Raw genomic sequence first — 26,807 nt, forward strand, 5'->3', positions numbered from 1 at the left:
GGATCATGTTGGAACATGAATCGCTTCCGGACCACAACGCAACCTCTTTTCCGGCTCCTCAATGAGTCAGGCTATATTATGGGCCTGTTTCGACGATTCTCTTCGGCCTGCCCAAAGTCGGTTTATCGTACCGCGCGGCATCCCGATCAGCGGCGGCAATCCTCGGTCACGCGGCCGACTTCGGCCCAGGCGGGAACGACCAGCGTCGGCATGCCGGCCTGCTCGACCAGGAACCGCCCGCGGCTGAACGCCATCGCATCGAGGATCCCGTCGCGCGGCGTCAGCGCGGTCGCGACATAGGCCGGCGCGGCGCCGGTCGGCTGGACCGTCACGCTGCGCGCCAGGGTCGACGTCCGCAGCGTCAGCGGGCCGCGCGCCTGCCCCTGGCGCGAGAGATACACCGTGTTGGTCTGCCGGTCGCAGCGCAGCGTCAACACCGCGTCGGCGCCGGGCACCCCGAACAGCGCGATCGATCCGCGCGCGTCGGTCCGGTACGTCCAGTCGCCCGGCGTCACCGGCCAATCGCGCCAGTCAGCGGCGAGCGGCGCGGGGGGCGGCGCCACCGGAACCGGGCGCGGCGCCGCAACCGTCGGGGCAGCGGCACGCGGCGGTGCGGGATTTCCGACGCAACCGGCAAGGACCAAGAGCGTGGCGACGACAGCGAGGCGTGGCGGGGCGAAGCGGGCGGGAGTCAGGGACATGCCAGGTCTATGCGCGAAGCGATCGCCTCGCTCAACCGCTGGCGCCCGCGCTCCACCCCGAATCCGCGTCGACTGGCGCTCACCAAACGTGCTTATCCGCGGGAACCAGCCCGCGGGGTGCGATCGTTCACGTCGCAGGGAACCGCAATGGCCCACGCGCCGTTACGCTCGCGACACGAAGGAAGAGATCCATGGCCCAGACCGAACCGACCCAATTGCTGCTCCAGTCGAACAAAGCCGACACGATGCCGATCCGCAGTCGCGACGGCGACAAGATCGGCACGCTGTTCTCGTTGATGGTCAACAAGCGCACCGGCCGCGCGGTCTATGCGGTGCTGTCGATCGGTGGCTTCCTCGGCATGGGCAAAGCCTACTATCCGATCCCCTTCTCGCTCCTTGCGTTCGATCCGGTCAACGACACCTACGTCGTAACGATCGACCGCCGAGTGCTCGAGGGCGGCCCGAGCTGGGCAGCGAATGCGCCGGAGTTCGACCAGGCGTATGCCGATCGCGTTTCGAAATATTACGATGTGGCGGGTGAGGATCTGTCGCTGAGTTAAGCGGCGCGCGGCACGATGCGGTCGAGCGCGCCGTTCAGGGCGCGCTTGGCTTCGACGATTTCGTACCGGTCCTGAAGGCGCAGAAAAAAGCCTTCTGACATACCGAAATAGCGGCCAAGGCGCAGATCGAGATCGGCGTCGACCGGACGGATGCCTTCGATGACCTCGGTGATGCGCTCTGACGCGACCCCGATATCGTCGGCAAGCCGCTCGACGCTCAACTCTTCGGGTTTGAGAAACTCGGTGACCAGCATTTGACCGGCATGCTCGTTGTCGAGCCAATCCGGATTAGTGATAGTCTGCAATCTCGACGTCATACGCGTCTCCAGCCTTCCAGACGAAACATATACGCCATTGGTCATTAATTGAAATGCTGTGCTGGCCTGCGCGATCATCCCTCAACGCGTGAAGCCGGTTCCCGCGCTGGCTTCCAAGCTCGTCAAGCGACAGAGCTACATCCAAAACGGTAAGCTTGCGCATCGCGCGTTGCTGGATATCGGGCGGCAGCTTTCGGCTACGCTCTCGGTTCCAGACGCGCTCGCTTTCCGAGTCAGCGAAAGTGCGGATCATGAAAATGCTCCTTGGGGCATTCTCATGGATCACGCTGCGGAAATAGCCAACCATGAAGGCAGGCAGCTTCCACCCATATGTCACCGCGCCCGCCGCGAACTCCCCGCCATTCCAGCCCGGATCTTCTGGCTCTTGCCATAGCGTGTCTTGCGCGTCCCCGGCTTGCCCTCGTTCGAGCGCCCCATCACCGGCGCCTTCTGCTGGTCGACCGGCAGTCCGAGCTCTTCCTGCTCCAACTGCCGGATCTCGTCGCGCAAGCGACCAGCCGTCTCGAACTCGAGATCCGCCGCGGCCGTCCGCATCTGCTTTTCCAGATCCTCGATATACGCGCGCAGGTTATGCCCGACCATGTGCGGCCGGTCCTCGTCGATCTCGACTGTCACCTGGTCGCGGCTAGCGACGTCTTGGATGATGTCGCCGATGTTGCGGCGGATCGTCGTCGGGGTGATGCCGTGCTCGGCATTGTAGGCGAGTTGCTTCTCGCGCCTACGCCCCGTCTCGTTCATCGCCCGCTCCATCGAGCCGGTGATGCGATCGGCGTAGAGGATCACGCGCCCGTCGACGTTACGCGCCGCGCGGCCGATCGTCTGGATCAGCGACGTCTCGGAGCGCAGGAAGCCCTCCTTGTCGGCATCGAGGATCGCGACCAGCCCGCACTCCGGGATATCGAGCCCCTCGCGCAGCAGGTTGATGCCGATCAGCACGTCGTACACGCCGAGCCGAAGGTCGCGGATCAGCTCGATACGCTCCAAAGTCTCGACGTCGCTGTGCATGTAGCGGACGCGCAGGCCCGCCTCGTGCATGAACTCGGTGAGATCCTCCGCCATCCGCTTGGTCAGCGTCGTCACCAGCGTGCGATAGCCAAGCTCGGCGGTCTTGCGCGCCTCGACGATCAAATCCTGCACCTGCTCCTCGACCGGCTTGATCTCGATCGGCGGATCGATCAGCCCGGTTGGGCGGATCACCTGTTCGGCGAACACACCGCCGGTCTGCTCCATCTCCCACGCCCCCGGCGTCGCCGAGACATAGGTCGTCTGCGGGCGCATCGCGTCCCATTCGTTGAAGCGCAGCGGGCGGTTGTCGATCGCCGACGGCAGGCGGAAACCATATTCGGCGAGCGTCAGCTTGCGGCGGTGATCGCCGCGCGACATGCCGTTGATCTGGCCAACGGTGACGTGGCTCTCGTCGACGAACAGCAGCGCATTCTCGGGCAGATATTCGAACAAAGTGGGCGGCGGTTCACCCGGCATCCGGCCGGTGAGGAAGCGCGAATAGTTCTCGATCCCCGCGCAGCTCCCGGTCGCCGCGATCATCTCGAGGTCGAAGTTCGTCCGCTGCTCGAGCCGCTGCGCCTCGAGCAGCTTGCCCTCGGGCACCAGTTCCTTGAGCCGCTCGGACAGTTCGAACTTGATCGCCTCCATCGCCTGCTTGAGCGTCGGCCCCGGCGTCACATAGTGGCTGTTGGCATAGACGCGCACCGAATTGAGGCTCGCGATCTTCTTCCCCGTCAGCGGATCGAACTCGACGATCTCCTCGATCTCGTCGCCGAAGAACGAGATGCGCCACGCGGTGTCGTCGTAATGCGACGGGAACAGCTCGAGATTGTCGCCGCGCACGCGGAAATTGCCGCGCTGGAAAGCCGCGTCGTTGCGCTTGTACTGCAACGCCACGAGCTTGCGCACGATCTCGCGCTGGTCGACTGTCTGCCCCTTCTTGAGGTCGAAGATCATCGCCGAATAGGTCTCGACCGAGCCGATACCGTAGAGGCACGACACCGACGCCACGATGATCACATCGTCGCGCTCCAACAGCGAGCGGGTGGCGGAATGCCGCATCCGGTCGATCGCCTCGTTGGTCGACGACTCCTTCTCGATGTAGGTGTCCGAGCGCGCGACATACGCCTCGGGCTGGTAGTAATCGTAATAGGATACGAAATATTCGACGGCATTGTCGGGGAAGAACGACTTCATTTCTCCGTACAGCTGCGCCGCCAGGATCTTGTTCGGCGCGAGGATCAGCGCGGGGCGCTGCACCGCCTCGATCACCTTGGCCATCGTGAAGGTCTTGCCCGATCCGGTCACGCCGAGCAGCACCTGGTCGCGCTCGCCGGCTTCCGTCTGCGCGACGAGTTCGGCGATCGCGGTCGGCTGGTCACCCGCCGCGGTATATTCGGAGGCGAGCGTGAAGCGCTTGCCGCCTTCGGCCTTGGGCGGATGCGCCGGGCGGTGGGGAACGAAGCTCTGCCCGGTTTCGGGCTCGTCGAGACTGGTGCGAATCTGGATTGCCATAGCTGCGCAATATGGGAAGGAACACGCCAACAGACAACGCACGCCGACCGCCGGCGCGCGCACTCCCGGGGAGATTCTTCAATGTCGTTCCGCACGCTGGCCACGCTGCTCGCTTTGCCTACCCTCGCGCTCGTCGCCTGTTCGCCCTCGGGTCCGGTCAAGCGCCAGGCCGGCAGCTGGTCGCAGAAGATCGAGATTCTCAAGCTCGAGGGCCGCGGCGCGACGCCCGAAACCAAGACGCAGATGCAAAAGATGTTCGATTCGATGGCGGGCACATCGGTCTGCCTAACCCCCACCGCAGCCGCCAAGGAAGATTTCGGCAAGGCGATGGAGCAGATGGCGTCGCGCGGCCAGAACTGCACCTTTGGCAAGAAGGAAGTGTCGGGCGGCACGATCCACGTCGCCGCGACCTGCAAGCAGCCGACCGGCGGCACCGTCAAGATGACGATCGACGGCAGCAACAGCGCGACCAAGCAGGACATGACGATGCAAACCGAGGGCTATGCCGCCACCGGCGCGAAGGAAGGCACGATGCAGATGCGCATCGTCTCGACCCGCGCCGGCGACTGCAAGCCCGGCGACATCACTCCGCCCGAAGCGCCCTCGGCAGCGCCGGCAACGGTCGCTCCGGCGGCGAAGCCGTAAGCACGCGGGGCGGGAATCATCCCGGTGAAGGCATGAGCCCGCGCCGCGATCACCCCACTGCGTCACCCCCGGGCTCGTCCCGGGGTCCACCGTGCCGCACAGTCTGCGGCGGCGGGATAAGCGGCACGGTGGCGCCCGGCACAAGGTCGGGGTGACGGTTTGGGGTTTATGGGCGCACGCCCACCGCTACCACCTACCCCGCCCGCCGATACGCCACGCGCCACATCGTCCAGCCGATCAGCGCCGCGACCAACGCCAGCACCAGGCTCGTCGCGATCGCGCTCATCCAGCGATAGAGCAGCGTCGGCGTGTCTTCCTGCGGCATCGCGAAAATCCCGAACCCATAGGTTTGCCCGCCAAGAAACAGCGCGAAGCCCGCCAGCGCCCCGACGCTTACCGCGCTCACGGGTCCGCGCCGCCCAAGCGCGTGGCACGCGAGCCAGACCGGTCCCCCGATCGCGACCGCCGCCATCGCAGTGATCACCGCGCCGACGAGGAACCCGATCAGCATCGGAAACGGATCGAACCCGCTGCCGATCGTCACCAACCCCGCGGCGAACAGCCCCCCGACAACGCCCCCCGCACCGAGCGCGAGCCCCGCGCGATCGAGTGATGCTTCATATCCCGCCGGTACCATCGATGTCGCCACGTCGGATCCCCCCGCGTGCCGCTTAGCACTCTCCCGCGCCGCTCCCAAGCAGATCTCGTTACGCAGCCGTACCTACACTTCGGGCGAGGTCCAGCAGTGCGCACGCCCGCGTCACAGGCTGCCGACCAAGGCCAGCACGACACCGATCGCGACCAACACAAGCCCGGCGACCTCGCTCGGGCTGGTCTTTTCGCCAAGATAAAAATGCGCGAACGCCATCGTGAAGGCGACCTCGATCTGCCCGACGATCCGCACCAAAGCGACCGGCGCCGAGGCAAACCCGGTGAACCAGCACGCCGAGGCGACCGACGACATCAGCCCGACTTGCCCGGCAACGCGCCATTCGGAGAAAACGCGCGCAACCTGGTCGCGCTCGCGCAGATAGACATACGCGCCCTGCAGCACCGTCTGCACCGCCACCGTCACCGCCAGCACGATCAGCGCGGCGCGGATATGATCGGGCGTGTGCACTTCCTGCGTCGCGGCGCGGATGCCGATCGTCGTCAACGCAAAGGCGAAGCCCGAAGCAATCCCGTACCGCGCCGCCGGCTGCCCGAGCGCGCGCAGGAAGGCGAGCGGCCCCATCCGCTTGCCGCCCGTCGACAGCACCATGACGCCCGCCACGCCGAAGCCGATGCCGGTCCAGGTCGAGAGGCTCAGATGATCGCCGAGCAGCAACACCGACAGCAGGGCGCTCTGCACCGCCTCGGTCTTCGAATAGGCCGTCCCGACGACGAAATTGCGCTCGCCGAACGCCATCAGCAGCAAATTGGTCGCGATGATCTGCGCGATCCCGCCGCCGAGGCAGAAGGGCAGAAACCACGCGCCGAGCGTCGGAAACGGCGCCGGTGCCACAAGGTATTGATACCCGACGACGAGCAACACCGCGACCGGCAGGCCGTAGAGATAGCGCACCAATCCAGCGGCATTGACCGACAGCGTGCGCGACACGCGCCGCTGCACCGCCGTCCGCCACGCCTGCAACGCCCCGCCGATCAGCGCGGCGGGGAGCCATAATGGGGTGGCGATCACCGAATCTCAGCTTGATCGACCGGAAACGCTTTCAATAGCCTGCCTCTCGTTGATGGCGGAACGCGACGACATAGACGGCGTCCTCCGCCGGATCGTACCGATACAGCGCGACATAGCCCGCCGCGCCAAAACCGATGACCACCTCGCGCAGGTCGGCGTCGCCCGCATAGGGGCGGCCGATCGCCGGATTGCGTTCGAGCAAGCGAAGCTGCCGGGCAATCTCGGCGCCGGCACGTTGGGCCGCTTGCGGGCTCTTCTCGGCAAGGAAAGTACGGCAGCGCGCGATCCCGCGAACCGCCCCTTCCGTGACGATCAGTCGTGGCACTCGGGCGCCTCGCGCTCGGACTCGGTTCCCCAGCTTTCGAGCCAGCCGATCGTTTCCGCAGCCGTGAGATGCCGTCCGGTTTCCTGATACGCCATCCAGGCATCCGACGCCTCTTGCCGGAAGCCTTCGCGCGCCTCTTCGCGATCGACATATTCGCGGATCGCCTCGCGCATGATCCAGTGCGCCGAGCGGTCGCGTTGCTGCGCCAGCGCCTGGATCCGGCTTTTCATTTCAGGATCGATCTTGAGCGATGTCGGCATGGTATCCACCTCGGTAGTCGGAGGTACTACCTGGTATTAATAGCGGATCGGGAGTTGCCCGACAATCGGCCCCTCAGACCAGCAACCCCTCACGTGCGATCTTCTCCTTCCACACCAGCGGCGCCAACTGGTGCACGTTCGCCCCAGTCGAATCGACCGCCACCGTCACCGGGAAATCCTCGACCTCGAACTCGTAGATCGCCTCCATCCCAAGATCCGCGAACCCGACCACCTTCGATCCCTTGATCGCGCGCGCGACGAGATACGCCGCCCCGCCGACCGCCATCAGATAGGCCGACTTGCCCTCGGCGATCGCCTTGGTCGCATCGGGCCCGCGCTCGGCCTTGCCGACCATCGCGAGCAGCCCCTGGTCGAGCATCATCCGCGTGAACTTGTCCATCCGCGTCGCCGTCGTCGGACCCGCTGGTCCAACCACTTCATCACCGACCGGATCGACCGGCCCGACATAATAGATCACGCGGCCCTTGAAATCGACCGGCAGCGGCTCGCCCGCATCGAGCATGTCCTTGATCCGCTTGTGCGCGGCGTCACGCCCGGTCAGCATCTTGCCGTTGAGCAAAAGCCGGTCGCCCTGCTTCCAGCCCTGCACGATCTCGGGCGTCAGCGTATCGAGATCGACGCGGATCGCGGCGCTGTCGGGCTGCCAATCGACCTTGGGCCATTCATCGAGCTTGGGCGCCTCGAGGAAGCTCGGCCCCGATCCGTCGAGCACGAAATGCGCATGCCGCGTCGCCGCGCAATTGGGGATCATCGCGACGGGCTTGCCCGCGGCATGGCACGGTGCGTCCATGATCTTGACGTCGAGGATCGTCGACAGCCCGCCGAGCCCCTGCGCGCCGATGCCGAGCGCATTGACCTTGTCGAAGATCTCGATCCGCAGCGCCTCGATGTCGGTCTTCGGCCCGCGTGCCTTCAAAGGCCCCATGTCGATCGGCTCCATCAGCGCCTGCTTCGCGAGCAGCACGCAATGCTCGGCGGTCCCGCCGATGCCGATCCCGAGCATCCCCGGCGGGCACCACCCGGCGCCCATCTGCGGTAGCATCTCGAGCACCCAGTCGACGATCGAATCGGACGGGTTCATCATCTTGAACTTCGACTTGTTCTCGCTGCCACCGCCCTTCGCCGCGACATCGACCGAGACGCGCGACCCCGGCACCATGTCGACATGCAGCACGCACGGCGTATTGTCCTTGGTGTTGCGGCGCGTGAAGGCGGGGTCCGCCAGCACCGAGGCGCGCAGCTTGTTTTCGGGGTTGAGATAGGCAAGCCGCACGCCCTGATCGACGATCTCCTGCAGCGAGCGGCTGGTATCGTCGAAGCGGCAGTCCATGCCCCATTTGATGAAGACGTTGACGATTCCGGTATCCTGGCAGATCGGGCGATGCCCCTCGGCGCACATCCGCGAATTGGTCAGGATCTGCGCGATCGCGTCCTTGGCGGCGGGCCCCTGCTCGGCGTCATACGCTTCGCCCAGCGCGCGGATATAATCCATCGGATGATAGAAGGAGATGAATTGCAGCGCGTCGGCGACGCTTTCGATCAGATCGGCTTCGCGGATGATGGTCGTCATGGGGCTACTCCTATGGGCCGGGCCTTAAAGCCATGTCCGCCGCGCGCCAAGCCATCCGCCGCACGCGGTTCTCGCGAAGATTGTCTGGGGCACAAGGATTTTGGAAAGGATCGCCCGCTATAGCGGCGACGATGCCCATTTCGCCGCTTCTTCTCCTGATTCTGGCCCTCGCTCTGGGGCTTAGCGGCGTTGCGGCCGGTGTCCTCTGGGCCCGTCGGCGCAGCGTTACGATTTGCCCCGAACGCGACTCGCACGATCGCCTCGCGCGGCTGCTGGTCGATGAATTCGAAGGACATTCGAACGGCTGGTTCTGGCGTACCGACGCCGAGGGCTGCCTCAGCTATCTCTCGGCCAAGGTCGCCGCCGAACTCGACGCGCCCGATGCGCCCGCGCTCGGCCAGCCGCTGCCGACGCTGTTCCGCATGGACAGCGCCTCGCCCGAGACCGAGCGCACGCTCGGCTTCCACCTCGCCGCACGCACCGCCTTTTCGAACTACTCGGTCCGCCCCGCGAGCCGCGCCAAGCTCGAGCGCTGGTGGTCGATCTCGGGGCGGCCGATCGCCGACTCGGCGGGCGCGTTCCTCGGCTTTGTCGGGAGCGGAAGCGATCTCACCGAGACGCGCCGCGCCGATGCCGAGATCACGCGGCTGGCGCTGTTCGACGGGCTGACCGGCCTCGCCAACCGCCAGCGGCTGCGCCTCTCGCTCGAACAGACGCTGAGTGCGAGCAGCGTCGCGCCGCGCACCAGCGCGCTGCTCCTGCTCGATCTCGATCGCTTCAAGGCCGTCAACGACACGCTCGGCCACCACACCGGCGACGCGCTGCTCAAGCAGGTGGCGCAGCGCTTGCAGCGCGCGAGCGGCGGCGACGGGCTGGTCGGACGCCTAGGCGGCGACGAATTCCAGGTGATCCTGCCCAACGAGACCGATCGCACGCGGCTCGGCGATCTCGCGCGGCGCGTGATCTTCGACCTGTCGCAACCCTATACGATCGAGGGCTCGGCGATCAGCATCGGCTGCTCGATCGGCGTCGCGATCGCGCCCGAGGACGGGCATGACGCCGAGACGCTGGTGCGCAACGCCGATCTCGCGCTCTATGCCGCCAAAGGCGACGGGCGCGGCATCCACCGCTTCTTCCGCCCGGAAATGCTCGCCGGCGCGCAGAGCCGCAAGCAGCTCGAGGATGATCTGCGCGACGCGCTTGCCGCCAACCAGTTCTTCGTCGCCTATCAGCCCGTCGTCAGCACGAAGACCGAGCGGATCGTCGGCTATGAGGCGCTGCTGCGCTGGGAGCATCCGACGCGCGGGCTGATCAGCCCGGCCGACTTCGTCCCCGTCGCCGAGGATTGCGGGCTGATCGAATCGATCGGCGAATGGGTGTTGCGCACCGCGTGTCTCGATGCGGCGTGTTGGCCGAAGGACGTGCGCGTCGCGGTCAACGTCTCGCCGATCCAGTTCGCCAATCCAGCACTGCCGACGGTCGTCACCTCGGCGCTCGCCAAATCGGGGATCGTGCCCGATCGGCTCGAGCTCGAGATCACCGAAGGCGTGTTCGTCAACGAAAACGCCGCGACCGAACAGATGTTCAGGACGCTCAAGGGCTGCGGCGTACGCCTCGCGCTCGATGATTTCGGGACGGGCTATTCGTCGCTCGGCTATTTGAAGAAGGCGCCGTTCGACAAGATCAAGATCGACCAGAGCTTCGTGCGCGGCGCGGCGATCGCGGGCAACCGCAACGCCGCGATCATCAAGGCGATCGTCAGCCTCGCCGAGACGCTCGGCATGGAGACGACCGCCGAGGGCGTCGAGAATCACGACGAGATCGCGCTGATCCGCGAGCTCGGCTGCAGCCACATCCAGGGCTATGTCTATGGCAAGCCGGCGCGCGCGCCCGATGTGCTCGAGCAGCTCGCGGCGGGTGGCGGCCGCGCGATCGCCAACGGCTTCCGCGTCAGCCGGAGCCCACGCACCGCGATGCTGCGGACTGCGCGAATCCAGGCGGGCGACATTGTCGGCGAGGTGCGGATTCGCAACCTCTCGACGACGGGCGCGATGATCGACGGGATCGATGTCGAGGCCGGAGCAGGCGAGTTCGAAGTGTTGATCGAACTGCTCGAGGACCAGATGTTCCCCGCCACGCTGCGCTGGGCAGCCGATGGCAAGGCCGGCCTCGCCTTCGCGGAGAGCTTCAACCTCGAGCGCCTCGCCGCGGCCACCACCGCTCCGGTGCGCAAGGCGGGATAACAGCCACACCTGCCGAGCGCCGCCGCTGGGGGGAGCGACGCTCCTCCTTCGCCTCCCCTCCCTGGAAGGGAGGGGAGCGAGGGGTGGGTTGCTCTCAGTGGGAACGGCACGCCCGACGACGGGCCGACCCACCCCCAGCCCCTCCCTTTCAGGGAGAAGAGCCGACGTTTCAGCCCGCGCGGTCCGCGGTTGCAGCGGGGGCTGCAGCGGGGGCTGGTGCCTGGGCCGGAACGGTCGTGCCCATCGCAGGCGGCGGTGGTGGCGGCGGAGCGTCGTTCGCGCCGGGGCCGCCATCGGGACCGGCGCCGGGTCCACGCGGACCGTGGCGCGGACCATCGGGCCCATCGGGGCCGCCCGGACCACCAGGCCCACCCGGACCGTGATGCGGCGGGCCCATCGGCCGCAGCGCAACGACCTTGCCGTCGGCGCTCACCAGGAACGAGGCGTGGATCATCCCGCGGCGATAATGCCCCTGGACGGTCACCGCCTGCCCGGCGCTGACGAGGCCGGTGCCGTCGCCCTGCCGCCCGAGATCGACCAGCGCACGCCCGCTGCCATCGCTCAGCACGAACATCGGGCCATAGGTTTCGGCAACGCGGCCGCGCACGCTGATCACGCTGCCATTGTCGGTCAGCGAGCGGATCGCCACCGCCTTGAGCGGCGCCATCTCGACCGAGGGGCCGGTCATCTGTGCGATCGTCGCGCCGCCGCCGATGCCGAGCGCGAGCAGCGCGGCACCCACGATCGCGGTGCGCACCGGCAGCTTGCGGCGCGGGCGGTCGTCCGCCACGGTATCGTAAGGGGCCTGGGGGCCTTCGATTTGGTCGGTCATCATTGCACTCCTGCGTGGTTGATGCCCGCTTTGTACGGGAGCGTCCCGACACCGCGCTGAACTTGTCGGTTCAGTCTCGGTTTAAGCAGTCCGCCTAGCGCGCGGTGCAAAGGACTGAGGACATGCGGATCTTATTGGTCGAGGACGATACGGCGCTCGCCGAGGGAATCGCGAAAGCGCTGCGCGCCGAGCATTTCGCGGTCGACGTCGCCACCAATGGCGAGGACGGCGCGCATCTCGGCGATACCGGCGGCTATGACGCGGCGGTGCTCGATCTCGGGCTGCCGATCAAATCGGGGATCACCGTGCTCGAGGAATGGCGCGCCGCGGGCCGCGTGCTCCCCGTACTGATCCTCACCGCGCGCGACGGCTGGTCGGAAAAGGTCGCGGGCTTCCGCGCCGGCGCCGACGATTATCTGACCAAGCCGTTCCGCGTCGAGGAGCTGGTGATGCGCCTGCGCGCGCTGGTCCGCCGCGCGACGGGCAATGCCGCGGCGCGGATCGTGTGCGGCCGTGTCGCCTTCGATTCGCTGACTGGGCAGGTCGAGCTAGACGGTCTCCCGCTGCGGCTCACCGCGCTCGAATGGCGCGTGCTCTCAGCGCTGATGCTGAGGAAGGGCGTCGTCGTCGAGCGGCTGTATTTGCTCGACCATGTCTATGAAGGCGATTCGGATCCCGATTCGAACTCGCTCGAAGTGATCATCGGGCGGCTGCGCAAGAAGATCGGCGCCGAGGCGATCGAGACCGTCCGCGGACGCGGGTATCGCGTGGTGGAGGGGTGAGCGGCCCCGCCCTCTTCCGTCACCCCGGCCTTGTGCCGGGGTCCACTTCGCCCCTCGCGCGGCAGCCGGTGTTGGACGGTGGGCCCCGGCACAAGGCCGGGGTGACGAAAGGGCTGACATGACCCTCCTCCCCCGCTCGCTCTACGGACGCCTGCTCGTCACCGCGCTCGTCGCGACGCTCGCCGCGCTCGCCTTTGCCGCGGTGACGATCGGCGCGGTGCTCGATCGCTTCGTGATGCACGGGCTGGACGACCGGCTCGACGCGCAGATCGCGGTGCTCGAGCAAGCCGTCCGCCCCGACGGCAGCATCGACCGCGCGCGGCTCGTCCTCGCCGCACCCTATGACGATCCGCAAGGCGGCTGGGGCTGGCGGATCGATGCGCCGGGCCGCACGATCACCTCGCCCGCCGCGCCCGCCCTCGCCGCGCTGCAAGCGCGCGGCCCGCGGCGCGCACCGCCGCCCGCTTTGCCGCCGCTTTCCCCGCCAGCGCCTTCCGCTCCGTCATCCGCCGCGTCAGCGCTGATCGGCCCACCGCCCCCGCCCGATGGCCCGCGCGCACACGGCGACGGCCCGCGCGACCACGACGGCACGCAAGCGCTCGACTGGCATGGGGAGGACGGCATGCGCCACGCGCGCAGCCTGACGCTGGCCACCCCGGCGGGCGCGGTGCGGATCACCGCCTCCGCCCCGCGCGCGATCGTCGACCGCCCGCTCCGCGCGGCGATGGCACCGCTGCTCGGCTCGCTGCTGCTGCTCGGCGTCGCGCTGGCGACCGCGACGCTGGTCCAGCTCCGCATCGGCCTGCGCCCCTTGAAGACGATGCGCACCGGCCTCGCCGCGATCCGCGCCGGAACCGCGCGCGCGCTGCCCGAGGATCAGCCGACCGAACTCGCCCCGCTCGCGCGCGAGATCAACGCGCTGCTCGACGAAAATGCGACCGCGCTCGCCAATGCCCGCGCGCACGTCGCCAATCTCGCGCATGGCCTCAAGACGCCGCTCGCCACGCTCGCGCTCGCGCTGCCGCCGCACGATCCCGACGGCACGCTCACCGCGCAGGTCGCGCGGATCGACCAGGCGGTCCGCCACCATCTCGGCCGCGCGCGCGCCGCGACGCCGGGGAGCGGCTTGCGCTTCGCAACCCCGCTCGCCCCCGTCGTCGCCGACCTGACCACCGCGCTGTCGCGGATCCACGCCGATCGCGGCGTCAGCGCGAGCGCGACGATCGATCCCGCGCTCAGCGTCGCGGTCGACCGGCAGGATCTCGACGAGCTGGTCGGCAATCTGCTCGACAATGCGTGGCGCTTCGCCGCCGCGCGAATCACGATCGACGCCGCCCCCGCACCCGATCCGCGCTTCATCCGCCTGAGCATCGCCGATGACGGCAAGGGCATTGCGCCCGCGGCCCGCGCCGCCGCGCTCACCGCCGGGCAGCGACTCGATGAACGCGGCGATGGCCACGGCTTCGGCCTGTCGATCGCACACGAACTCGCGACACTCTATGGGGGCTCGCTGGTGCTCGATGCAGCATCGCTCGGTGGTCTCGATGCGATCGTTACGCTGCCGACGACGCTTTTCTCCGAGGCGTGAAAATATTGTCACGTTCCCGCTTCGGTCTCTTGCGTTTGAGCGAAGCCAGCTTTGACCGCGCGTCGCGTGATGAGGCTTCGCCCGGTCATCCGCCAAGCGTCGCGGATTAGCGACGAACCGAGTCCCCAATCTGTCATTTACCGTCTTGTGTCTCCGCGCGATCCGGCACAATCTGTAGGGGTTGAGTTCGGGGGCGAACCCAAGAGCTAGTGAATGAGACACCGCAACCCTATATTGCGGTAATGATCTGGACTGCGATTGTAGCGCGGGACGGTCTGTTTTTGTTCTCGCGTTTGCCCACGGAATGCTATGCTGGGAGCTCGCTTCCCGATTCGAACGGATCGGGAACAGAGGCGGTCCCGGTCGACACGATTTTGAACGAGTTTACAGGGACGCGAAACATGGATTTTCGGGATACCGGGGAAGTGAGTACCGACATGGCCACCGATATGATCGAGGCGCTCGCCGCCGCTGCGGCACCCGCCGACGACGCCGCCAAGGACGGTCGCGGCACCGCCGATCGCAAGCTCGCCGCGCGGGGCGATTCGAAGGAAATCCACGTCCAGCTCTATCCGGTCGAGGTCGATCATTCGCGCGATGCGCTGCTGACCGATTTCGGCAAGGACACGCTGCGCGACCGCTATCTGCTCCCGGGCGAGACCTTCCAGGATCTGTTCGTGCGCGTTGCCTCGGCCTATGCCGATGACGGCGCACATGCCCAGCGGCTCTACGGCTACATCTCGAAGCTGTGGTTCATGCCCGCGACCCCCGTGCTCTCGAACGGCGGCACCGGGCGCGGCCTGCCGATCTCGTGCTTCCTCAATTCGGTGCCCGACAGCCTCGGCGGCATCGTCGATACGTGGAACGAGAACGTCTGGCTCGCGTCGCGCGGCGGCGGCATCGGCACCTATTGGGGCAATGTCCGCGGCATCGGCGAGCCGGTCGGCCTCAACGGCAAGACCTCGGGCATCATCCCGTTCGTCCGCGTGATGGATTCGCTGACGCTCGCCATCTCGCAAGGCTCGCTGCGCCGCGGGTCGGCCGCCTGCTATCTCGACATCTCGCACCCCGAGATCGAGGAATTCCTCGAGATCCGTAAGCCCTCGGGCGATTTCAACCGCAAGGCGCTCAACCTCCATCACGGTGTGCTCATCACCGACGCCTTCATGGAAGCGGTGCGCGCGGGCGAAGAGTGGAATTTGACGAGCCCGAAGGACGGCTCGGTCCGTGCGACGGTCGATGCGCGCGGCCTGTTCCAGAAGCTCGTCGAGACGCGGCTTGCCACCGGTGAGCCGTACATCGTCTTCGCCGATCACGTGAACAAGGGCATGCCCAAGCATCACCGCGACTTGGGGCTCAAGGTCTCGACCTCGAACCTGTGCTCGGAAATCACGCTGCCGACCGGCAAGGACCATCTCGGCAACGACCGCACCGCCGTCTGCTGCCTGTCCTCGCTCAACCTCGAGACATGGGACCAGTGGAAGGACGAGAAGGGCTTTATCGAGGACGTGATGCGCTTCCTCGACAACGTCCTGCAGGACTTCATCGACCGCGCCGAGCCCGGCATGGAGCGCGCCGCCTATTCGGCGATGCGCGAGCGCTCGGTCGGCCTCGGCGTGATGGGCTATCACAGCTTCCTCCAGGCGCGCGGCCTGCCTTTCGAAGGCGCGATGGCCAAGTCGTGGAACCTGCGGATGTTCCGCCACATCAAGGGCCAAGTCGACGAAGCCTCGATGCACCTCGCGATGGAGCGCGGCCCCTGCCCCGACGCCGCCGACATGGGCGTGATGGAGCGCTTCAGCTGCAAGATGGCGATCGCGCCGACCGCGTCGATCTCGATCATCTGCGGCGGCACCTCGGCGTGCATCGAGCCGATCCCGGCGAACATCTACACGCACAAGACGCTGTCGGGCTCGTTCTCGATCAAGAATCCGTATCTCGAGAAGCTGCTGATCGAGAAGTCGAAGAATTCGGACGCGATCTGGAATTCGATCCTCGAGCAGGGTGGTTCGGTCCAGCACCTCGACTTCCTCAGCCAGGACGAGAAGGACTGCTACAAGACGAGCTTCGAGATCGACCAGCGCTGGCTGATCGAACTCCAGGCCGATCGCACGCCGTTCATCGACCAGTCGACCTCGCTCAATTTGTTCATCCCCGCCGACGTCGAGAAGTGGGACTTGCTGATGCTCCACTTCCGCGCGTGGGAATTGGGCGTGAAGTCGCTCTATTACCTGCGCTCGAAGAGCATCCAGCGCGCTGGGTTCGCCGGCGGGGTCGAGAACGACAACACGATCGAGAAGCCGCAATACGAGTTCGAAACGACCGATTACGACGAGTGTCTGGCGTGCCAGTGAGCTAAATTCCCTCTCCCGGTAGGAGAGGGAGGGAGCGGCGCAGCCGCGGAAGGGTGAGGACAGGATGCGGCTCTATGCACGTCAGCCAGTCGGTACCGTTCCGCGCGCGCGGCAATTGCGGCGCGATGCACCCGAGCCGGAACGCCGGCTGTTACGGGCGCTGCGCGAGAGCTTCCCGACGCTGAAATGGCGCCATCAAGCGCCGGTAGGGCCATTCTACACCGACATCCTGTGCTTTTCGGAAAAGCTGGTGATCGAGGTCGATGGCGACACGCATGCCGATCGCGAGACGCGCGATACAGGCCGAACCAAGATGATCGAAGCGGAAGGGTTTCACGTGCTGCGCTTCACCAACACCGATGTGATGAAAAATACCGACGGCGTGATCGCGTCCATCTCCCTCTCCCTTCGGGAGAGGAGTTTTGGGTCGGACATGCCCCCGGCATGTCCTGAACAGCGCGGGGCGCTGCTCACCCAAAACTGGGCCCCCGCGGCGCAGCCGCGTGGGAAGGGTGAGGACATCGCATACGGAAAGGGCAGCGCGGAATGACCCGCACTGCCCTCACCCGACCTCGCTACGCTCGGCCACCCTCTCCCAGAGGGAGAGGGGCTTTTAGCTTATTTCTCTTCTTCGAAGGTCACAGCGACATCGCCGTTCGCCGAGAGCCGCACCTTGCCGTCCTCGACATCGGCGACCAGGCCGAGCGAGATGTAATGGTGATGCCCTTCGTGCGACCCCGAGCCCTCGTTGACCTGCGCGCCCGAATCCTTCTTGGTCAGCTTGATGCGGCCGCCCTCGACATGGTCGACGGTGCCGACATGGACGCCGTCGGCGCCGATGACTTCGGCATGTTCTTTGATCTGCGATGCGTCGACCATGATGGTAGCTCCTGTGCTATGATTGCGATCCCTCAACGCGCCGTTGGGGCATTGGATGCACGAGGCACAGCATGATCCCATCATTACGCATCCGCAACGCCTTCCATGCGGTCCGCCCATGCGAGGACCCGCGATGAGCCTGTCGATCGGCATCATGTACGCGGTCGCCGCGCTGTTCACGGCTCTAGGCGCCGGCCTGCTGCTGTCGCTCACGCGGCCGAGCGCGCCCGGCAAGGTCTACGCCTTCCGCATGATCGGCATCATGGCGCTGTCGCTCGGCATCGTGCTGCTGATGTCGGCGAGCGCGATGTGGCGCTGGAGCGTCGCCGCATGACCCCGTTTCACCCCCAGTTTTAACCCATCCCCAGATACAGTCCCGGAGTAACCCCCAATGTCCCTCACCGAAGCCCGCAAGCAGTACAAGCCGTTCGAATACCCCTGGGCGTTCGACTTCTGGAAGCGCCAGCAGCAGATCCACTGGATGCCCGAGGAAGTGCCGCTGGGCGAGGATTGCCGCGACTGGGCGCAGAAGCTCAGCGACCATGAGCGCAACCTGCTGACGCAGATCTTCCGCTTCTTCACCCAGGCCGACGTCGAGGTGCAGGATTGCTATCACGAGAAATACGGCCGCATCTTCAAGCCGACCGAGATCAAGATGATGCTGGCCGCGTTCAGCAACATGGAAACGGTGCACATCGCCGCGTACAGCCATCTGCTCGACACGATCGGCATGCCCGAGAGCGAATATGGCGCCTTCCTCGAATATAGCGAGATGAAGGACAAGCACGATTACCTGCAGACCTTCGGCGTCGACACCGACGAGGACATCGCCAAGACGCTCGCGATGTTCGGCGGCTTTACCGAGGGGCTGCAGCTCTTCGCCAGCTTCGCCATGCTGATGAATTTTCCGAGATTCAACAAGATGAAGGGCATGGGGCAGATCGTCACCTGGTCGATCCGCGACGAGAGCCTCCACTGCGAGGGCATCATCAAGCTGTTCCACGCCTTCTGCGCCGAGCGCAACTGCATGACCAAGTCGGTGCGCGACGACATTGCCGACATGTGCCAGCACACCGTCCGGCTCGAGGACAATTTCATCGATCTCGCGTTCGAGATGGGCCCGGTCAACGGCATGACCCCCAAGGAGATCAAGAAGTACATCCGCTACATCGCCGACTGGCGGCTGGGGCAGCTCGGGATGAAGCCGATCTACATGATCGACGAACACCCCCTCCCCTGGCTCGCGCCGATGCTCAACGGCGTCGAGCACGCCAACTTCTTCGAACAGCGCGCCACCGAATATTCGAAGGCGGCGACGCGCGGGAATTGGAACGAAGTGTGGGACGGCTTCGACAAGCGCCAGAAGGCTAAGGCGGGTGTCGGGGTTCCGGTCGCGAACGAGGATGCCGGCGACGCGGGGGATATGTTCTCGCGCGCGGGGGTTGCGGCGGAGTGACCGCCGTTCTCCATCGTACCGCAATTGTTTATGACTTTGACGGGACTCTGTCGCCGGGATCGATGCAGCAACACACGTTGCTCCCGGTGATGGGGTATCCCGACCCGGACAAGTTTTGGTCTGAGGTGAAGGAACTCAACAAAGCGATCGATGGAGACGAAATACTGACTTATATGCATTGCCTTCAAGCGGTTGAGGGTAGTCACATGTCAAAGGATAGTCTCGCCGATCATGGTGCGAGACTACCCTATTTCGCAGGTGTCGAGTCTTGGTTTGATAGGATTGACGCTTACGGCCTCAAGCGCGGCCTAGCGATTGAACATTACGTAATTAGCTCCGGCCTTGATGAGATAATAGCCGGAACTACGATCCGGAAGCACTTCAAGCACGTCTTTGCATCTAAATACGCATACAAGGACGGCAGGCCATTGTGGCCTGCCGCCGCAGTAAATTACACCGGCAAGACACAGTATCTGTTTCGAATAAACAAAGGCGTAATGAATCAGTCGGACGACAAGGCGGTTAATCGCTGGATCCCGATGGACGAGCGGGAAATCCCCTTTGAGCGGATGATCTTCATCGGAGATGGAGACACAGATATTCCAGCTATGAAAATGCTAAGATATCAGGGGGGAGTACCTGTTGCCGTATTTGATCCAGAACGGTTTCAAGGCCCTGACGCCAATAAGGTCTACAACCTGATCGCAGAAGATCGAGCAGACCATGTTTGCCCAGCGGATTACCAAGCGCAGTCGCAATTAGACATAACGGTTAAAGGCGTTTTAGGACGTATCGCCCGCAGCGCAGGTTATCGCCCGGAAAGCTGACAGGCCTCTGCCGAGACAATTAAGAAGCCGGTGGATATTTGCGCCGCGTATGCAGCACGGTCAGCACATCGATCTCCCCCTCGGGCGCGATCGCATAGACGATTTGATACGGCAGCCCAGGCACCGCAAACACGCGCGTTCCCGCAATCTCGCCAACACGCCCAAGCTTCGAGAACTTACCGAACATCATCGCGGTCTGAAGGATCCGGCTCACCACCCGCTCGGCGGCGCGCTCATTGTCCTGCGCGATCCAGTCGCGGATCGCGACCAGATCGTCCCGCGCCTGCGGCGTGAGGTTAACCTTCAAGCTTGAGGTCGCGCCACACCTGCTCGACGGGGATCATCGCCGCACGATCGCGGCTTTGCGCCAATCCGCGCTCGATCTTCGCGCGCTCCCATGCCGCATAGCCGGGGTCGAGCACGCCAGCTTGCTCGGAGACCTTATCGGCGGGGATCGCGGTCGGCTTCATGCGCGCGAGCGTATCACCGTTTGCGCATTCCGAAAATCGCCGTTTGCGATCGTTCAATCCTCCCCCGGGCGAGGGAGGACTAAACCTCCCTACCCCCGTAACCAAGACAAAACAAACGGCCGCCGCGGCGCGCTCGTCCCGTTGGGCGTCGCCACATCGATGTCCTGCCGGTTGAACTGCCGATACAGCACCACGCTCAGCACCGCGGCATAGAAGCACCACACCGACGCAAACGCATAGCCCTTGACCAGATGCACGATCGTCAGCCCGATCACGTTGAGCAGCCCATAGCCCCGCACCACGCGGTGCGTCGACAGCAGCAGCGCCCCGCACGTCGCGAGGATGTAGAGCAGCGACACCCACATCTGGCTGGTGATCGGGTTGGTATAGGTGATCGAATGCTGCTCGATCACCGCGCAGGTCGGCGCGACGACAAGGCCGGTCATGTCCCACGCGAACACCACCGCCCCCACGCCGCACAGAGCGAGGATCACGCGCCGCCGCCACCCCGGCGGCTCCATCAGCACCACCGCGACGGGCATCAGCAGCGGCAGGATCCCGATCGCATAGAGCGTGAAGAGGAACACGCTATGGTCGACCGCCGTGGCCCCGAGCCGCCCCTCGAGCGCGAGCCACACCATCCCTTCGGAGAACTGGTGCACCGCGAACAGCAGCGGCACGCACGCGAATAGCAGCGCGCGCGGTTCGCGGACATGCCGTAGCGTCGCGACGCCGACCACGCCGAGGACCACCGACGCGGTAAAACTGGCGGTGGCCGAAAAGCACATGAGCACAGACCTTCACGAGCAGGAGAGACGTCCGCTCTGGGGCGCACCGCCGTGGAATGCCAGCAGGATTTCGCGGCGGCCGCGACGCGACCCCCGGCAGCGACCGGGCCCGTCGCGGGTGCGCGCTCGGCGTGCGAACCCGCCGCCACACGGCGGCCTCGCCCTCCGCCGCGGCGATGCTGCCAGCCACCGCCCGCGTTCGACACCCGATCACCGATCGAACCGCCGCGGCTACAAACCTCTGTCCTACACGAACCAATTAGGTTATATAGGGAGCACCTCAGATCTCAGGGAGCCGGTCATGCCGATCCTCACGCTCGCCAAGACCCTATCCCGTCGCCCCGGCGAAGGCCGGGGCCGCATCGCTCTCGCGCGCATCGCCGGTTCGGTCCCACCACAGAGCGGCCCCGGGCTCCGCCGGGGCGACGGGATGGGATGTCTGCCCGCGATCATCACAAAAACGGAAACGATCGCGATCGAAGACTCACCGTCCAGGGGTCAATCGAGTCAAGCACGCACTCGGTTCGTCGCACCGTCCGCAGGATCGACGCAGCACCCCACCCGCCGGCGTATCCCCACCACCGCGGGGATCCGCCGCCGCGCCGTTCAGGCGCGCGCGCCCTCGACGACGCTGCTCGAATTGTGCCGCAGCGCTTTCAGCACGGTCTCGACGATCGCCTCGGCATCGAGCCCGGCCTGGGCATATTGCAGCTCGGGCTTGTCCTGGTCCTGGAACGTGTCGGGCAGCCGCATCGTGCGCAGCTTGAGCCCCGCGTCGATCAGCCCCGAGTCGCTGGCGAAGGTCAGCACGTGTGCGCCCAAGCCCCCGACCGCGCCTTCCTCGATCGTCACCGCGACTTCGTGCGTCGTCAGCAGCTTGCGGATCAGATCCTCGTCGAGCGGCTTGGCGAAGCGCAGATCGGCGACCGTCGTCGACAGCCCCTTCGCCTCGAGCGCCTCGGCCGCGCGCATCGCCTCTTCGAGCCGCGTGCCGAGCGACAGGATCGCGACCTTGTGCCCCTGCCGCACGATCCGCCCCTTGCCGATCTCGAGCGCCTCGGCAACCGCGGGAAGCGCGACGCCAGTGCCGTTGCCGCGTGGATAGCGCACTGCGATCGGCCCGCTGTCATGCAGGATCGCGGTGTGCGTCATATGCACCAGCTCGGCTTCGTCGGCCGGCGCCATCACCACCATGTTGGGCAGCGTGGCGAGATAGGCCAGGTCGAACGACCCGGCATGCGTCGCGCCATCGGCCCCGACGAGGCCAGCGCGGTCGATCGCGAAGCGCACCGGCAGGTTCTGGATGCAGACGTCGTGGACGACCTGGTCATAAGCGCGCTGGAGGAAGGTCGAATAGATCGCGCAGAACGGCCGCATCCCCTGCGCGGCGAGGCCGGCGGCGAAGGTGACGGCGTGCTGCTCGGCGATGCCGACGTCGAAGAAACGCTCGGGATGCGCCTTGGCAAAGGCGTCGAGCCCGGTGCCCGACGGCATCGCCGCGGTGATCGCGCAGATCCGCGGATCGGTCTCGGCTTCCTTCGAAAGCTGAGCGCCGAACACGTTCTGATACTGCGGCGGACCCGGGGGCGCCTTGGTCTGCACGCCCGAGATGACGTCAAACTTCTGCACGCCGTGATATTTGTCCGCCGCGGCCTCGGCCGGAGCATAGCCCTTGCCCTTCTTGGTCACGACATGGACGAGGATCGGGCCCTCCTCGGCATCGCGGACATTCTCGAGCACCGGGATCAGCTGGTCGAGGTTATGGCCGTCGATCGGGCCGACATAATAGAAGCCGAGTTCCTCGAACAAGGTGCCGCCCATCGCCATGCCGCGGGCGAATTCCTCGGTCTTGCGCATGCCCGTCGCGATCGGCTTGGGCAGCCGCTTGGCGAGTTTGCGCGCCAGATCGCGGAACCCCAGGAACTCGCGGCTCGACACGATGCGGCTGAGATAGGCCGAGAGCCCGCCGACCGGCGGGGCGATCGACATGTCGTTGTCGTTGAGGATCACGACCAGCCGGTTGCCCGCCTGGGCGGCGTTGTTCATCGCCTCATAGGCCATGCCAGCCGACATCGCGCCGTCGCCGATCACCGCGATGCCCTTGCCGGGCTTGTCGGCGATCTTGTTGGCGACGCCGAAGCCGAGCGCGGCCGAAATCGAGGTCGAGCTGTGCGCCGCGCCGAACGGGTCATATTCGCTCTCGGAGCGCTTGGTGAAGCCCGACAGGCCTCCGCCCATGCGCAGCGTCCGGATCCGGTCGCGTCGGCCGGTGAGGATCTTGTGCGGATAGCATTGATGCCCGACGTCCCAGACGAGCTTGTCGTTGGGCGTGTCGAACACATAGTGAATCGCAACCGTCAGCTCGACCACGCCGAGCCCCGAGCCCAGGTGGCCACCTGTTACGCCGACGGCGGCGATCGTCTCCTGGCGGAGCTCGTCGGCAAGCTGGCGAAGCTGGGTGGGGGCAAGCGTCCGAAGATCGGCGGGAATGTTCACCGTGTCGAGCAGCGGCGTTTGGAGAATATCGACCATCCGGCCTGCTTAGCGTGGTGCAATCCGCCTGTCGATTACCTCGATTGCGCTGCGCACATTCTTGACGCGCCGTGCGTCGCGGCATCACATCGCGCCGATCGTACCGGGGGAAATGCCATGACCGCGCTTAGCCATCGCCTTGCTGCCGAGGCCGACATCCCGGCGATCGCCGCGTTGATGGAGCGCGCGATCGCCGAGCTGCAGCACGGTTTCCTCTCGCCCGATGAGATCGCCGCAAGCCGGTTGAGCATGGGACTCGACACGCAATTGATCGCCGACCGCACCTATTTCGTGGTCGAGCAGGACGGCCAACTCGCGGGCTGCGGCGGCTGGAGCTACCGCGCGACGCTCTACGGCGGGAATGCCGGCGCCGCGCCGCGCGATGCGCGGATGCTCGATCCGGCGACCGAGCCTGGCCGGATTCGCGCGATGTACACCGACCCGGGCTTCGTGCGCCGCGGCATTGGACGCTTGGTACTCGGCCTATGCGAAGCGGCTGCGCGGGGCGCTGGCTTCACGCGGGTCGAGCTGATGGCGACGCTGTCGGGCGAGCCGCTCTATCGCGCCGCGGGCTATCAGGAGATCGAGCGCGTCGCCAAGATGGCCGATCGCGGGACGCCGGTGCCGGGGTTACGGATGGGAAAGGATCTTGGCTGAGCGCGGCTCAGCCGCAGTCGGCGCACTTGCCGCGGACTTCGATCACCGGGCGCACCGGCGAGAACCCGGCGGCTTCCGCTGCCGAGCGCACGCCCTTGGTGATCCGGTCGTCATCGAGGTGCGTCGTCTGCCCGCAGCTGTCGCACACCAGGAAAATGCAGTCGTGGAGGCAATCGGGGTGCGCGTTGGCGATATAAGCGTTCGAGCTCTCGACTCGCCGCGCCAGATTGGCACCGACGAACAGGTCGAGGATGCGGTACACGCTGTTTGCGGCAACGCGCCGCCCCTCGGCCTTGGAGACCGCCTCGGCGATGTCATAGGCCGATGCCGGCTTGTCGAACCCGGCGAGCGCGCGGAAGATTTGCGCGCGCATCGCGGTCCATTGCTCGCCCGAGCGTTCGAGCGTCGCCTGCGCAGCGACGGCGAGATCGGCGCCTTGCGGCTCGGCATGATGATGTGTGGCCATGCGGCCGAGATAGGCGGTGCGGGCCCTCCCCGCAACGGCGCGACTCAGGAGGGTCAGTTGGCGGCGCGGCGGTTCAGGTCGTGGCCGAGCGCGAGCGTCGCCACGCCGATCAGCGTCCACACCGTCTCCATCCCCGATCCGTCATGCGGCAACGAGATCGCGCCTGCCATCGTGCCGAGCCCGGCCGAGCCGACCACCGCGGGCATCATATAACCATGCGTGAAGATCCCGCGCCCGAGCGCAAACACGCCGAAGCCGATCGCGATCGTCAGCCCGATCTCGTGGAACAGCGGGTTGAGCAGCAGCCCGCCCGCGGTCGAGGCCAGCGCGATGAACACCGAGCTCGCGATGCAATGCACCATGCACAGCCCCGACAGGCCGATCGCCATCGTGTCGAACCGCTGTTCGATCCAGCGGGCGGCGGAAGTGTGTGCGAGTGTCGTCATGTTGCTCGCCATGTGGCATGTCGAGGGTCAGGTTACAACATATCATCGACGATTTTTTGTGGTGGCCTGTCGTCGGACCGGCGTGCTGCCGTGCCGCATCGCATGATGGTGCGTGAACTGAATCGGGTCGGGAGTGGAAATGCGCTGCGCTATCGTCGGCCTGATGTTGTGGGCGGCCCCCGCGTCGGCGGCCGCCCCCGTTCTGGCCGAGCCCGCCACGCGGCCCGCGCCCGTGGCGCAACCCGCCAGCAACCCAGAGATGACCGCGCTGTTCGACGCCGACCAAAAGGCGCGCGACACCCCCGCCACGATCGACTGGAAGGTGCTGTGGCCGGCGGATCGCGCCCGGCGGGCGCGGACGCAGGTGCTGCTCGACACGGGTGCCCTGCACAGCGGGGACGATTTCTATCACGCGGCCTATCTGTTCCAGCATGGCAAAACGCCCGCTGATTTCCTCAAGGCGCATACGCTCGCGGTGGTCGCAACCGGCCGCGGCAAACCCGAGGCGGTGTGGATCGCCGCAGCGACGCTCGACCGCTATCTTCAGCGGATCGGTCAGCCGCAAATCTATGGCACGCAATTCCAGCGCGCTCCGGGACACGCCTGGACGCAGGAGCCGTATCAGCGCGAGCTGCTGTCCGATGCGCTGCGCCAGGCGACCAATGTCCCGCCGCTGGTCGATCAGGCGAAGCAACTCGAGGGCTATCAACACCAGCCCGGATAACCGCCCCCCGTGGCAGTTTGTCCAATCGACGCGCCGCCGACAACCGCGTAAGGTCGCGCGATGCTTCAGGCGTCTTCGCTCCCCTCCACCGTCCGCCCGCGGACGCTCTCCACTTGGCTGTTCGTCGTGGCCGCGCTGATCGTCGCGATCGTCGTGATCGGCGGGATCACGCGGCTTACCGAATCGGGGCTGTCGATCACGTCATGGAAACCGCTCAGCGGTAGCATTCCCCCGATAACAGATGCGCAGTGGCAGGCCGAATTCGCCAATTACCGCACGATCCCGCAATACGAGGCCTTCAATCAGGGGATGACGCTCGCCGGGTTCAAGGCGATCTTCTTCTGGGAATATCTTCACCGAATGCTTGGCCGTGTGATCGGCCTCGCCTTTCTCGTGCCGCTGGTGTGGTTCGCGGTACGGCGGCGGATCCCGCGCGGGTATCTGGTGCGCTTCGTCGCTTTGTTCTCGCTGATCGCGCTGCAGGGCACGTTCGGCTGGCTGATGGTCCGCTCGGGGCTCAGTGGACGGACCGAGGTCGCGCCCGGCTGGCTCGCGACGCATTTGCTCACCGCCTTGTTCACGCTCGCCGGCATGGTGTGGACCGCGCTCGATCTGCGCGCGCTCGCCGACAACCGGCTGGCACGCCCTGCCCGGCTGCGGCTGATCCCGGCGATCGCGATCGTGCTGCTGTTCGCGCAGATCCTGTTCGGCGCGCTGACCGCTGGCCTGCGCGCGGGCTATGCGTTTTCGAGCTGGCCGTTGATGGGCGACGCGATCTTCCCGATGGCGACGCCGTTTACCGATCCGCTGTGGCGCAACCTGTTCGACAACCCGATCGTCGTCCAGTTCGTCCATCGCTGGCTCGCCTTCGCGGTCGCGTTCGGCGTGATGATGCTCGCCGCGCGCGCCCGCCGCGCCGGCGCGCCGCGCCTTGGGCTGGCGCTGATCGGCTTGGTCTGTGCGCAGATCGTGCTCGGCATCGTGACCTTGCTGAGCGGGGTCGAGATCGCCGTCGCGGTCGCGCACCAGGCCAACGCCGCCTTGCTCGTGATCGCGACCGCCGCCGCGGCGCATGCAGTCGGCCGCCGCGCGATCTGACCCTCCGCAAAGCGCTCCGGTATCAGAATACCCGTCAGCAAACC

The 26,807-nt window shown here is 66.0% G+C and carries 30 protein-coding genes; 13 read left to right on the forward strand and 17 right to left on the reverse strand.

Annotation, left to right across the window (positions count from 1 at the left end; genetic code table 11):
- Nucleotides 1–146: 146 nt before the first annotated feature.
- Nucleotides 147–701, reverse strand: a complete 555-nt coding sequence (locus tag QN347_RS06005; RefSeq protein WP_322162693.1) for a hypothetical protein — start codon at nucleotides 699–701, stop codon at nucleotides 147–149.
- A 191-nt stretch (nucleotides 702–892) separates the two neighbouring features.
- On the opposite strand from QN347_RS06005, the gene QN347_RS06010 reads away from it, so the two are divergent.
- Entirely contained in the window at nucleotides 893–1,261 is a 369-nt protein-coding gene (locus tag QN347_RS06010; protein ID WP_322162692.1) for a PRC-barrel domain-containing protein, read from the forward strand.
- On the opposite strand, the gene QN347_RS06015 is transcribed toward QN347_RS06010, so the two are convergent.
- From QN347_RS06015 to uvrB, 3 genes are all read right to left on the reverse strand, one after another.
- On the reverse strand, nucleotides 1,258–1,578 hold the full coding sequence (locus QN347_RS06015; protein WP_323493989.1) for a HigA family addiction module antitoxin: 321 nt from the start codon (nucleotides 1,576–1,578) through the stop codon (nucleotides 1,258–1,260). The genes QN347_RS06010 and QN347_RS06015 overlap by 4 nt on opposite strands.
- Nucleotides 1,550–1,831, reverse strand: a complete 282-nt coding sequence (locus QN347_RS06020) for a type II toxin-antitoxin system RelE/ParE family toxin (RefSeq protein ID WP_322162689.1) — start codon at nucleotides 1,829–1,831, stop codon at nucleotides 1,550–1,552. Before QN347_RS06020 ends, QN347_RS06015 begins: the two co-directional genes overlap by 29 nt.
- Nucleotides 1,832–1,911: 80 nt before the next feature.
- Nucleotides 1,912–4,119 carry an excinuclease ABC subunit UvrB gene (uvrB, locus tag QN347_RS06025; RefSeq protein WP_322162687.1) on the reverse strand — a complete coding sequence of 736 codons (2,208 nt, stop codon included), beginning with the start codon at nucleotides 4,117–4,119 and terminating at the stop codon, nucleotides 1,912–1,914.
- An 81-nt stretch (nucleotides 4,120–4,200) separates the two neighbouring features.
- Here uvrB and QN347_RS06030 point away from each other — a divergent pair, with 81 nt between their 5' ends.
- Nucleotides 4,201–4,764, forward strand: coding sequence for a DUF3617 domain-containing protein (locus QN347_RS06030; protein ID WP_322162685.1), 564 nt, complete (start codon nucleotides 4,201–4,203; stop codon nucleotides 4,762–4,764).
- A 193-nt stretch (nucleotides 4,765–4,957) separates the two neighbouring features.
- Here QN347_RS06030 and QN347_RS06035 read toward each other — a convergent pair whose 3' ends face one another.
- The 5 genes from QN347_RS06035 to QN347_RS06055 form a co-directional block, all read right to left on the reverse strand.
- Nucleotides 4,958–5,413 (reverse strand): hypothetical protein, encoded by a 456-nt coding sequence (locus tag QN347_RS06035; protein WP_322162684.1) that lies wholly within the window; start codon nucleotides 5,411–5,413, stop codon nucleotides 4,958–4,960.
- A gap of 111 nt (nucleotides 5,414–5,524) precedes the next feature.
- Nucleotides 5,525–6,445, reverse strand: a complete 921-nt coding sequence (locus QN347_RS06040; protein WP_322162683.1) for a DMT family transporter — start codon at nucleotides 6,443–6,445, stop codon at nucleotides 5,525–5,527.
- Between the two features lie 31 nt (nucleotides 6,446–6,476).
- On the reverse strand, nucleotides 6,477–6,770 hold the full coding sequence (locus QN347_RS06045; protein ID WP_322162682.1) for a type II toxin-antitoxin system RelE/ParE family toxin: 294 nt from the start codon (nucleotides 6,768–6,770) through the stop codon (nucleotides 6,477–6,479).
- Complete coding sequence (locus tag QN347_RS06050) at nucleotides 6,758–7,030, reverse strand: CopG family ribbon-helix-helix protein (protein ID WP_322162681.1); 273 nt, start codon at nucleotides 7,028–7,030, stop codon at nucleotides 6,758–6,760. Before QN347_RS06050 ends, QN347_RS06045 begins: the two co-directional genes overlap by 13 nt.
- 73 nt (nucleotides 7,031–7,103) lie before the next feature.
- Complete coding sequence (locus QN347_RS06055; RefSeq protein WP_322162679.1) at nucleotides 7,104–8,621, reverse strand: fumarate hydratase; 1,518 nt, start codon at nucleotides 8,619–8,621, stop codon at nucleotides 7,104–7,106.
- Between the two features lie 131 nt (nucleotides 8,622–8,752).
- Between QN347_RS06055 and QN347_RS06060 the strand changes: the two genes are divergently transcribed.
- Nucleotides 8,753–10,864 carry a putative bifunctional diguanylate cyclase/phosphodiesterase gene (locus tag QN347_RS06060; protein WP_322162677.1) on the forward strand — a complete coding sequence of 704 codons (2,112 nt, stop codon included), beginning with the start codon at nucleotides 8,753–8,755 and terminating at the stop codon, nucleotides 10,862–10,864.
- Between the two features lie 169 nt (nucleotides 10,865–11,033).
- Here the strand turns inward: QN347_RS06060 and QN347_RS06065 are convergent, their stop codons facing one another.
- Nucleotides 11,034–11,696 (reverse strand): hypothetical protein, encoded by a 663-nt coding sequence (locus QN347_RS06065; RefSeq protein ID WP_322162675.1) that lies wholly within the window; start codon nucleotides 11,694–11,696, stop codon nucleotides 11,034–11,036.
- A 122-nt stretch (nucleotides 11,697–11,818) separates the two neighbouring features.
- On the opposite strand from QN347_RS06065, the gene QN347_RS06070 reads away from it, so the two are divergent.
- From QN347_RS06070 to QN347_RS06085, 4 genes are all read left to right on the forward strand, one after another.
- A complete protein-coding gene (locus QN347_RS06070) occupies nucleotides 11,819–12,478 on the forward strand; it encodes a response regulator transcription factor (protein WP_322162673.1) in 660 nt (219 codons plus the stop codon).
- A gap of 118 nt (nucleotides 12,479–12,596) precedes the next feature.
- Nucleotides 12,597–14,066, forward strand: coding sequence for a sensor histidine kinase (locus QN347_RS06075; protein ID WP_322162672.1), 1,470 nt, complete (start codon nucleotides 12,597–12,599; stop codon nucleotides 14,064–14,066).
- Between the two features lie 401 nt (nucleotides 14,067–14,467).
- Nucleotides 14,468–16,420 carry a ribonucleoside-diphosphate reductase subunit alpha gene (locus tag QN347_RS06080; RefSeq protein ID WP_133186651.1) on the forward strand — a complete coding sequence of 651 codons (1,953 nt, stop codon included), beginning with the start codon at nucleotides 14,468–14,470 and terminating at the stop codon, nucleotides 16,418–16,420.
- 64 nt (nucleotides 16,421–16,484) lie between these two features.
- Complete coding sequence (locus QN347_RS06085) at nucleotides 16,485–16,970, forward strand: endonuclease domain-containing protein (protein WP_322162671.1); 486 nt, start codon at nucleotides 16,485–16,487, stop codon at nucleotides 16,968–16,970.
- Nucleotides 16,971–17,038: 68 nt separating this feature from the next.
- Here QN347_RS06085 and QN347_RS06090 read toward each other — a convergent pair whose 3' ends face one another.
- Nucleotides 17,039–17,299, reverse strand: coding sequence for a DUF2171 domain-containing protein (locus QN347_RS06090; RefSeq protein ID WP_133186647.1), 261 nt, complete (start codon nucleotides 17,297–17,299; stop codon nucleotides 17,039–17,041).
- A 133-nt stretch (nucleotides 17,300–17,432) separates the two neighbouring features.
- On the opposite strand from QN347_RS06090, the gene QN347_RS06095 reads away from it, so the two are divergent.
- Genes QN347_RS06095 through QN347_RS06105 form a run of 3 tightly spaced genes read left to right on the forward strand, consistent with a single transcriptional unit; the run spans nucleotide 17,433 to nucleotide 19,582 of the window.
- The gene (locus tag QN347_RS06095) at nucleotides 17,433–17,633 is read left to right on the forward strand and encodes a hypothetical protein (protein WP_189675748.1); all 201 of its coding nucleotides are present in this window, start codon (nucleotides 17,433–17,435) and stop codon (nucleotides 17,631–17,633) included.
- A gap of 57 nt (nucleotides 17,634–17,690) precedes the next feature.
- Entirely contained in the window at nucleotides 17,691–18,755 is a 1,065-nt protein-coding gene (locus QN347_RS06100) for a ribonucleotide-diphosphate reductase subunit beta (protein WP_140851713.1), read from the forward strand.
- Complete coding sequence (locus QN347_RS06105) at nucleotides 18,752–19,582, forward strand: haloacid dehalogenase-like hydrolase (RefSeq protein WP_133186641.1); 831 nt, start codon at nucleotides 18,752–18,754, stop codon at nucleotides 19,580–19,582. Before QN347_RS06100 ends, QN347_RS06105 begins: the two co-directional genes overlap by 4 nt.
- A gap of 19 nt (nucleotides 19,583–19,601) precedes the next feature.
- Here QN347_RS06105 and QN347_RS06110 read toward each other — a convergent pair whose 3' ends face one another.
- From QN347_RS06110 to dxs, 4 genes are all read right to left on the reverse strand, one after another.
- Complete coding sequence (locus QN347_RS06110; RefSeq protein WP_133186639.1) at nucleotides 19,602–19,889, reverse strand: type II toxin-antitoxin system RelE/ParE family toxin; 288 nt, start codon at nucleotides 19,887–19,889, stop codon at nucleotides 19,602–19,604.
- Entirely contained in the window at nucleotides 19,879–20,052 is a 174-nt protein-coding gene (locus QN347_RS06115) for a hypothetical protein (RefSeq protein ID WP_322162670.1), read from the reverse strand. Before QN347_RS06115 ends, QN347_RS06110 begins: the two co-directional genes overlap by 11 nt.
- Nucleotides 20,053–20,141: 89 nt before the next feature.
- Complete coding sequence (locus tag QN347_RS06120) at nucleotides 20,142–20,840, reverse strand: DUF6629 family protein (RefSeq protein ID WP_322162669.1); 699 nt, start codon at nucleotides 20,838–20,840, stop codon at nucleotides 20,142–20,144.
- A 606-nt stretch (nucleotides 20,841–21,446) separates the two neighbouring features.
- On the reverse strand, nucleotides 21,447–23,372 hold the full coding sequence (gene dxs / locus QN347_RS06125) for a 1-deoxy-D-xylulose-5-phosphate synthase (RefSeq protein ID WP_189675754.1): 1,926 nt from the start codon (nucleotides 23,370–23,372) through the stop codon (nucleotides 21,447–21,449).
- A 117-nt stretch (nucleotides 23,373–23,489) separates the two neighbouring features.
- Between dxs and QN347_RS06130 the strand changes: the two genes are divergently transcribed.
- Nucleotides 23,490–24,029, forward strand: a complete 540-nt coding sequence (locus tag QN347_RS06130) for a GNAT family N-acetyltransferase (protein WP_322162668.1) — start codon at nucleotides 23,490–23,492, stop codon at nucleotides 24,027–24,029.
- A gap of 7 nt (nucleotides 24,030–24,036) precedes the next feature.
- Here QN347_RS06130 and QN347_RS06135 read toward each other — a convergent pair whose 3' ends face one another.
- Complete coding sequence (locus QN347_RS06135) at nucleotides 24,037–24,495, reverse strand: Fur family transcriptional regulator (RefSeq protein WP_133186630.1); 459 nt, start codon at nucleotides 24,493–24,495, stop codon at nucleotides 24,037–24,039.
- A 53-nt stretch (nucleotides 24,496–24,548) separates the two neighbouring features.
- Entirely contained in the window at nucleotides 24,549–24,941 is a 393-nt protein-coding gene (locus QN347_RS06140; RefSeq protein WP_322162666.1) for a MerC domain-containing protein, read from the reverse strand.
- Between the two features lie 163 nt (nucleotides 24,942–25,104).
- Between QN347_RS06140 and QN347_RS06145 the strand changes: the two genes are divergently transcribed.
- Nucleotides 25,105–25,665 carry a hypothetical protein gene (locus QN347_RS06145; protein WP_323493990.1) on the forward strand — a complete coding sequence of 187 codons (561 nt, stop codon included), beginning with the start codon at nucleotides 25,105–25,107 and terminating at the stop codon, nucleotides 25,663–25,665.
- Between the two features lie 60 nt (nucleotides 25,666–25,725).
- Nucleotides 25,726–26,763 carry a COX15/CtaA family protein gene (locus QN347_RS06150; RefSeq protein WP_322162663.1) on the forward strand — a complete coding sequence of 346 codons (1,038 nt, stop codon included), beginning with the start codon at nucleotides 25,726–25,728 and terminating at the stop codon, nucleotides 26,761–26,763.
- The last annotated feature ends 44 nt before the right edge of the window (nucleotides 26,764–26,807 follow it).

This window comes from Sphingomonas sp. 10B4, assembly GCF_035019905.1.
GTDB classification, from domain to species: Bacteria; Pseudomonadota; Alphaproteobacteria; order Sphingomonadales; family Sphingomonadaceae; genus Sphingomonas; species Sphingomonas glacialis.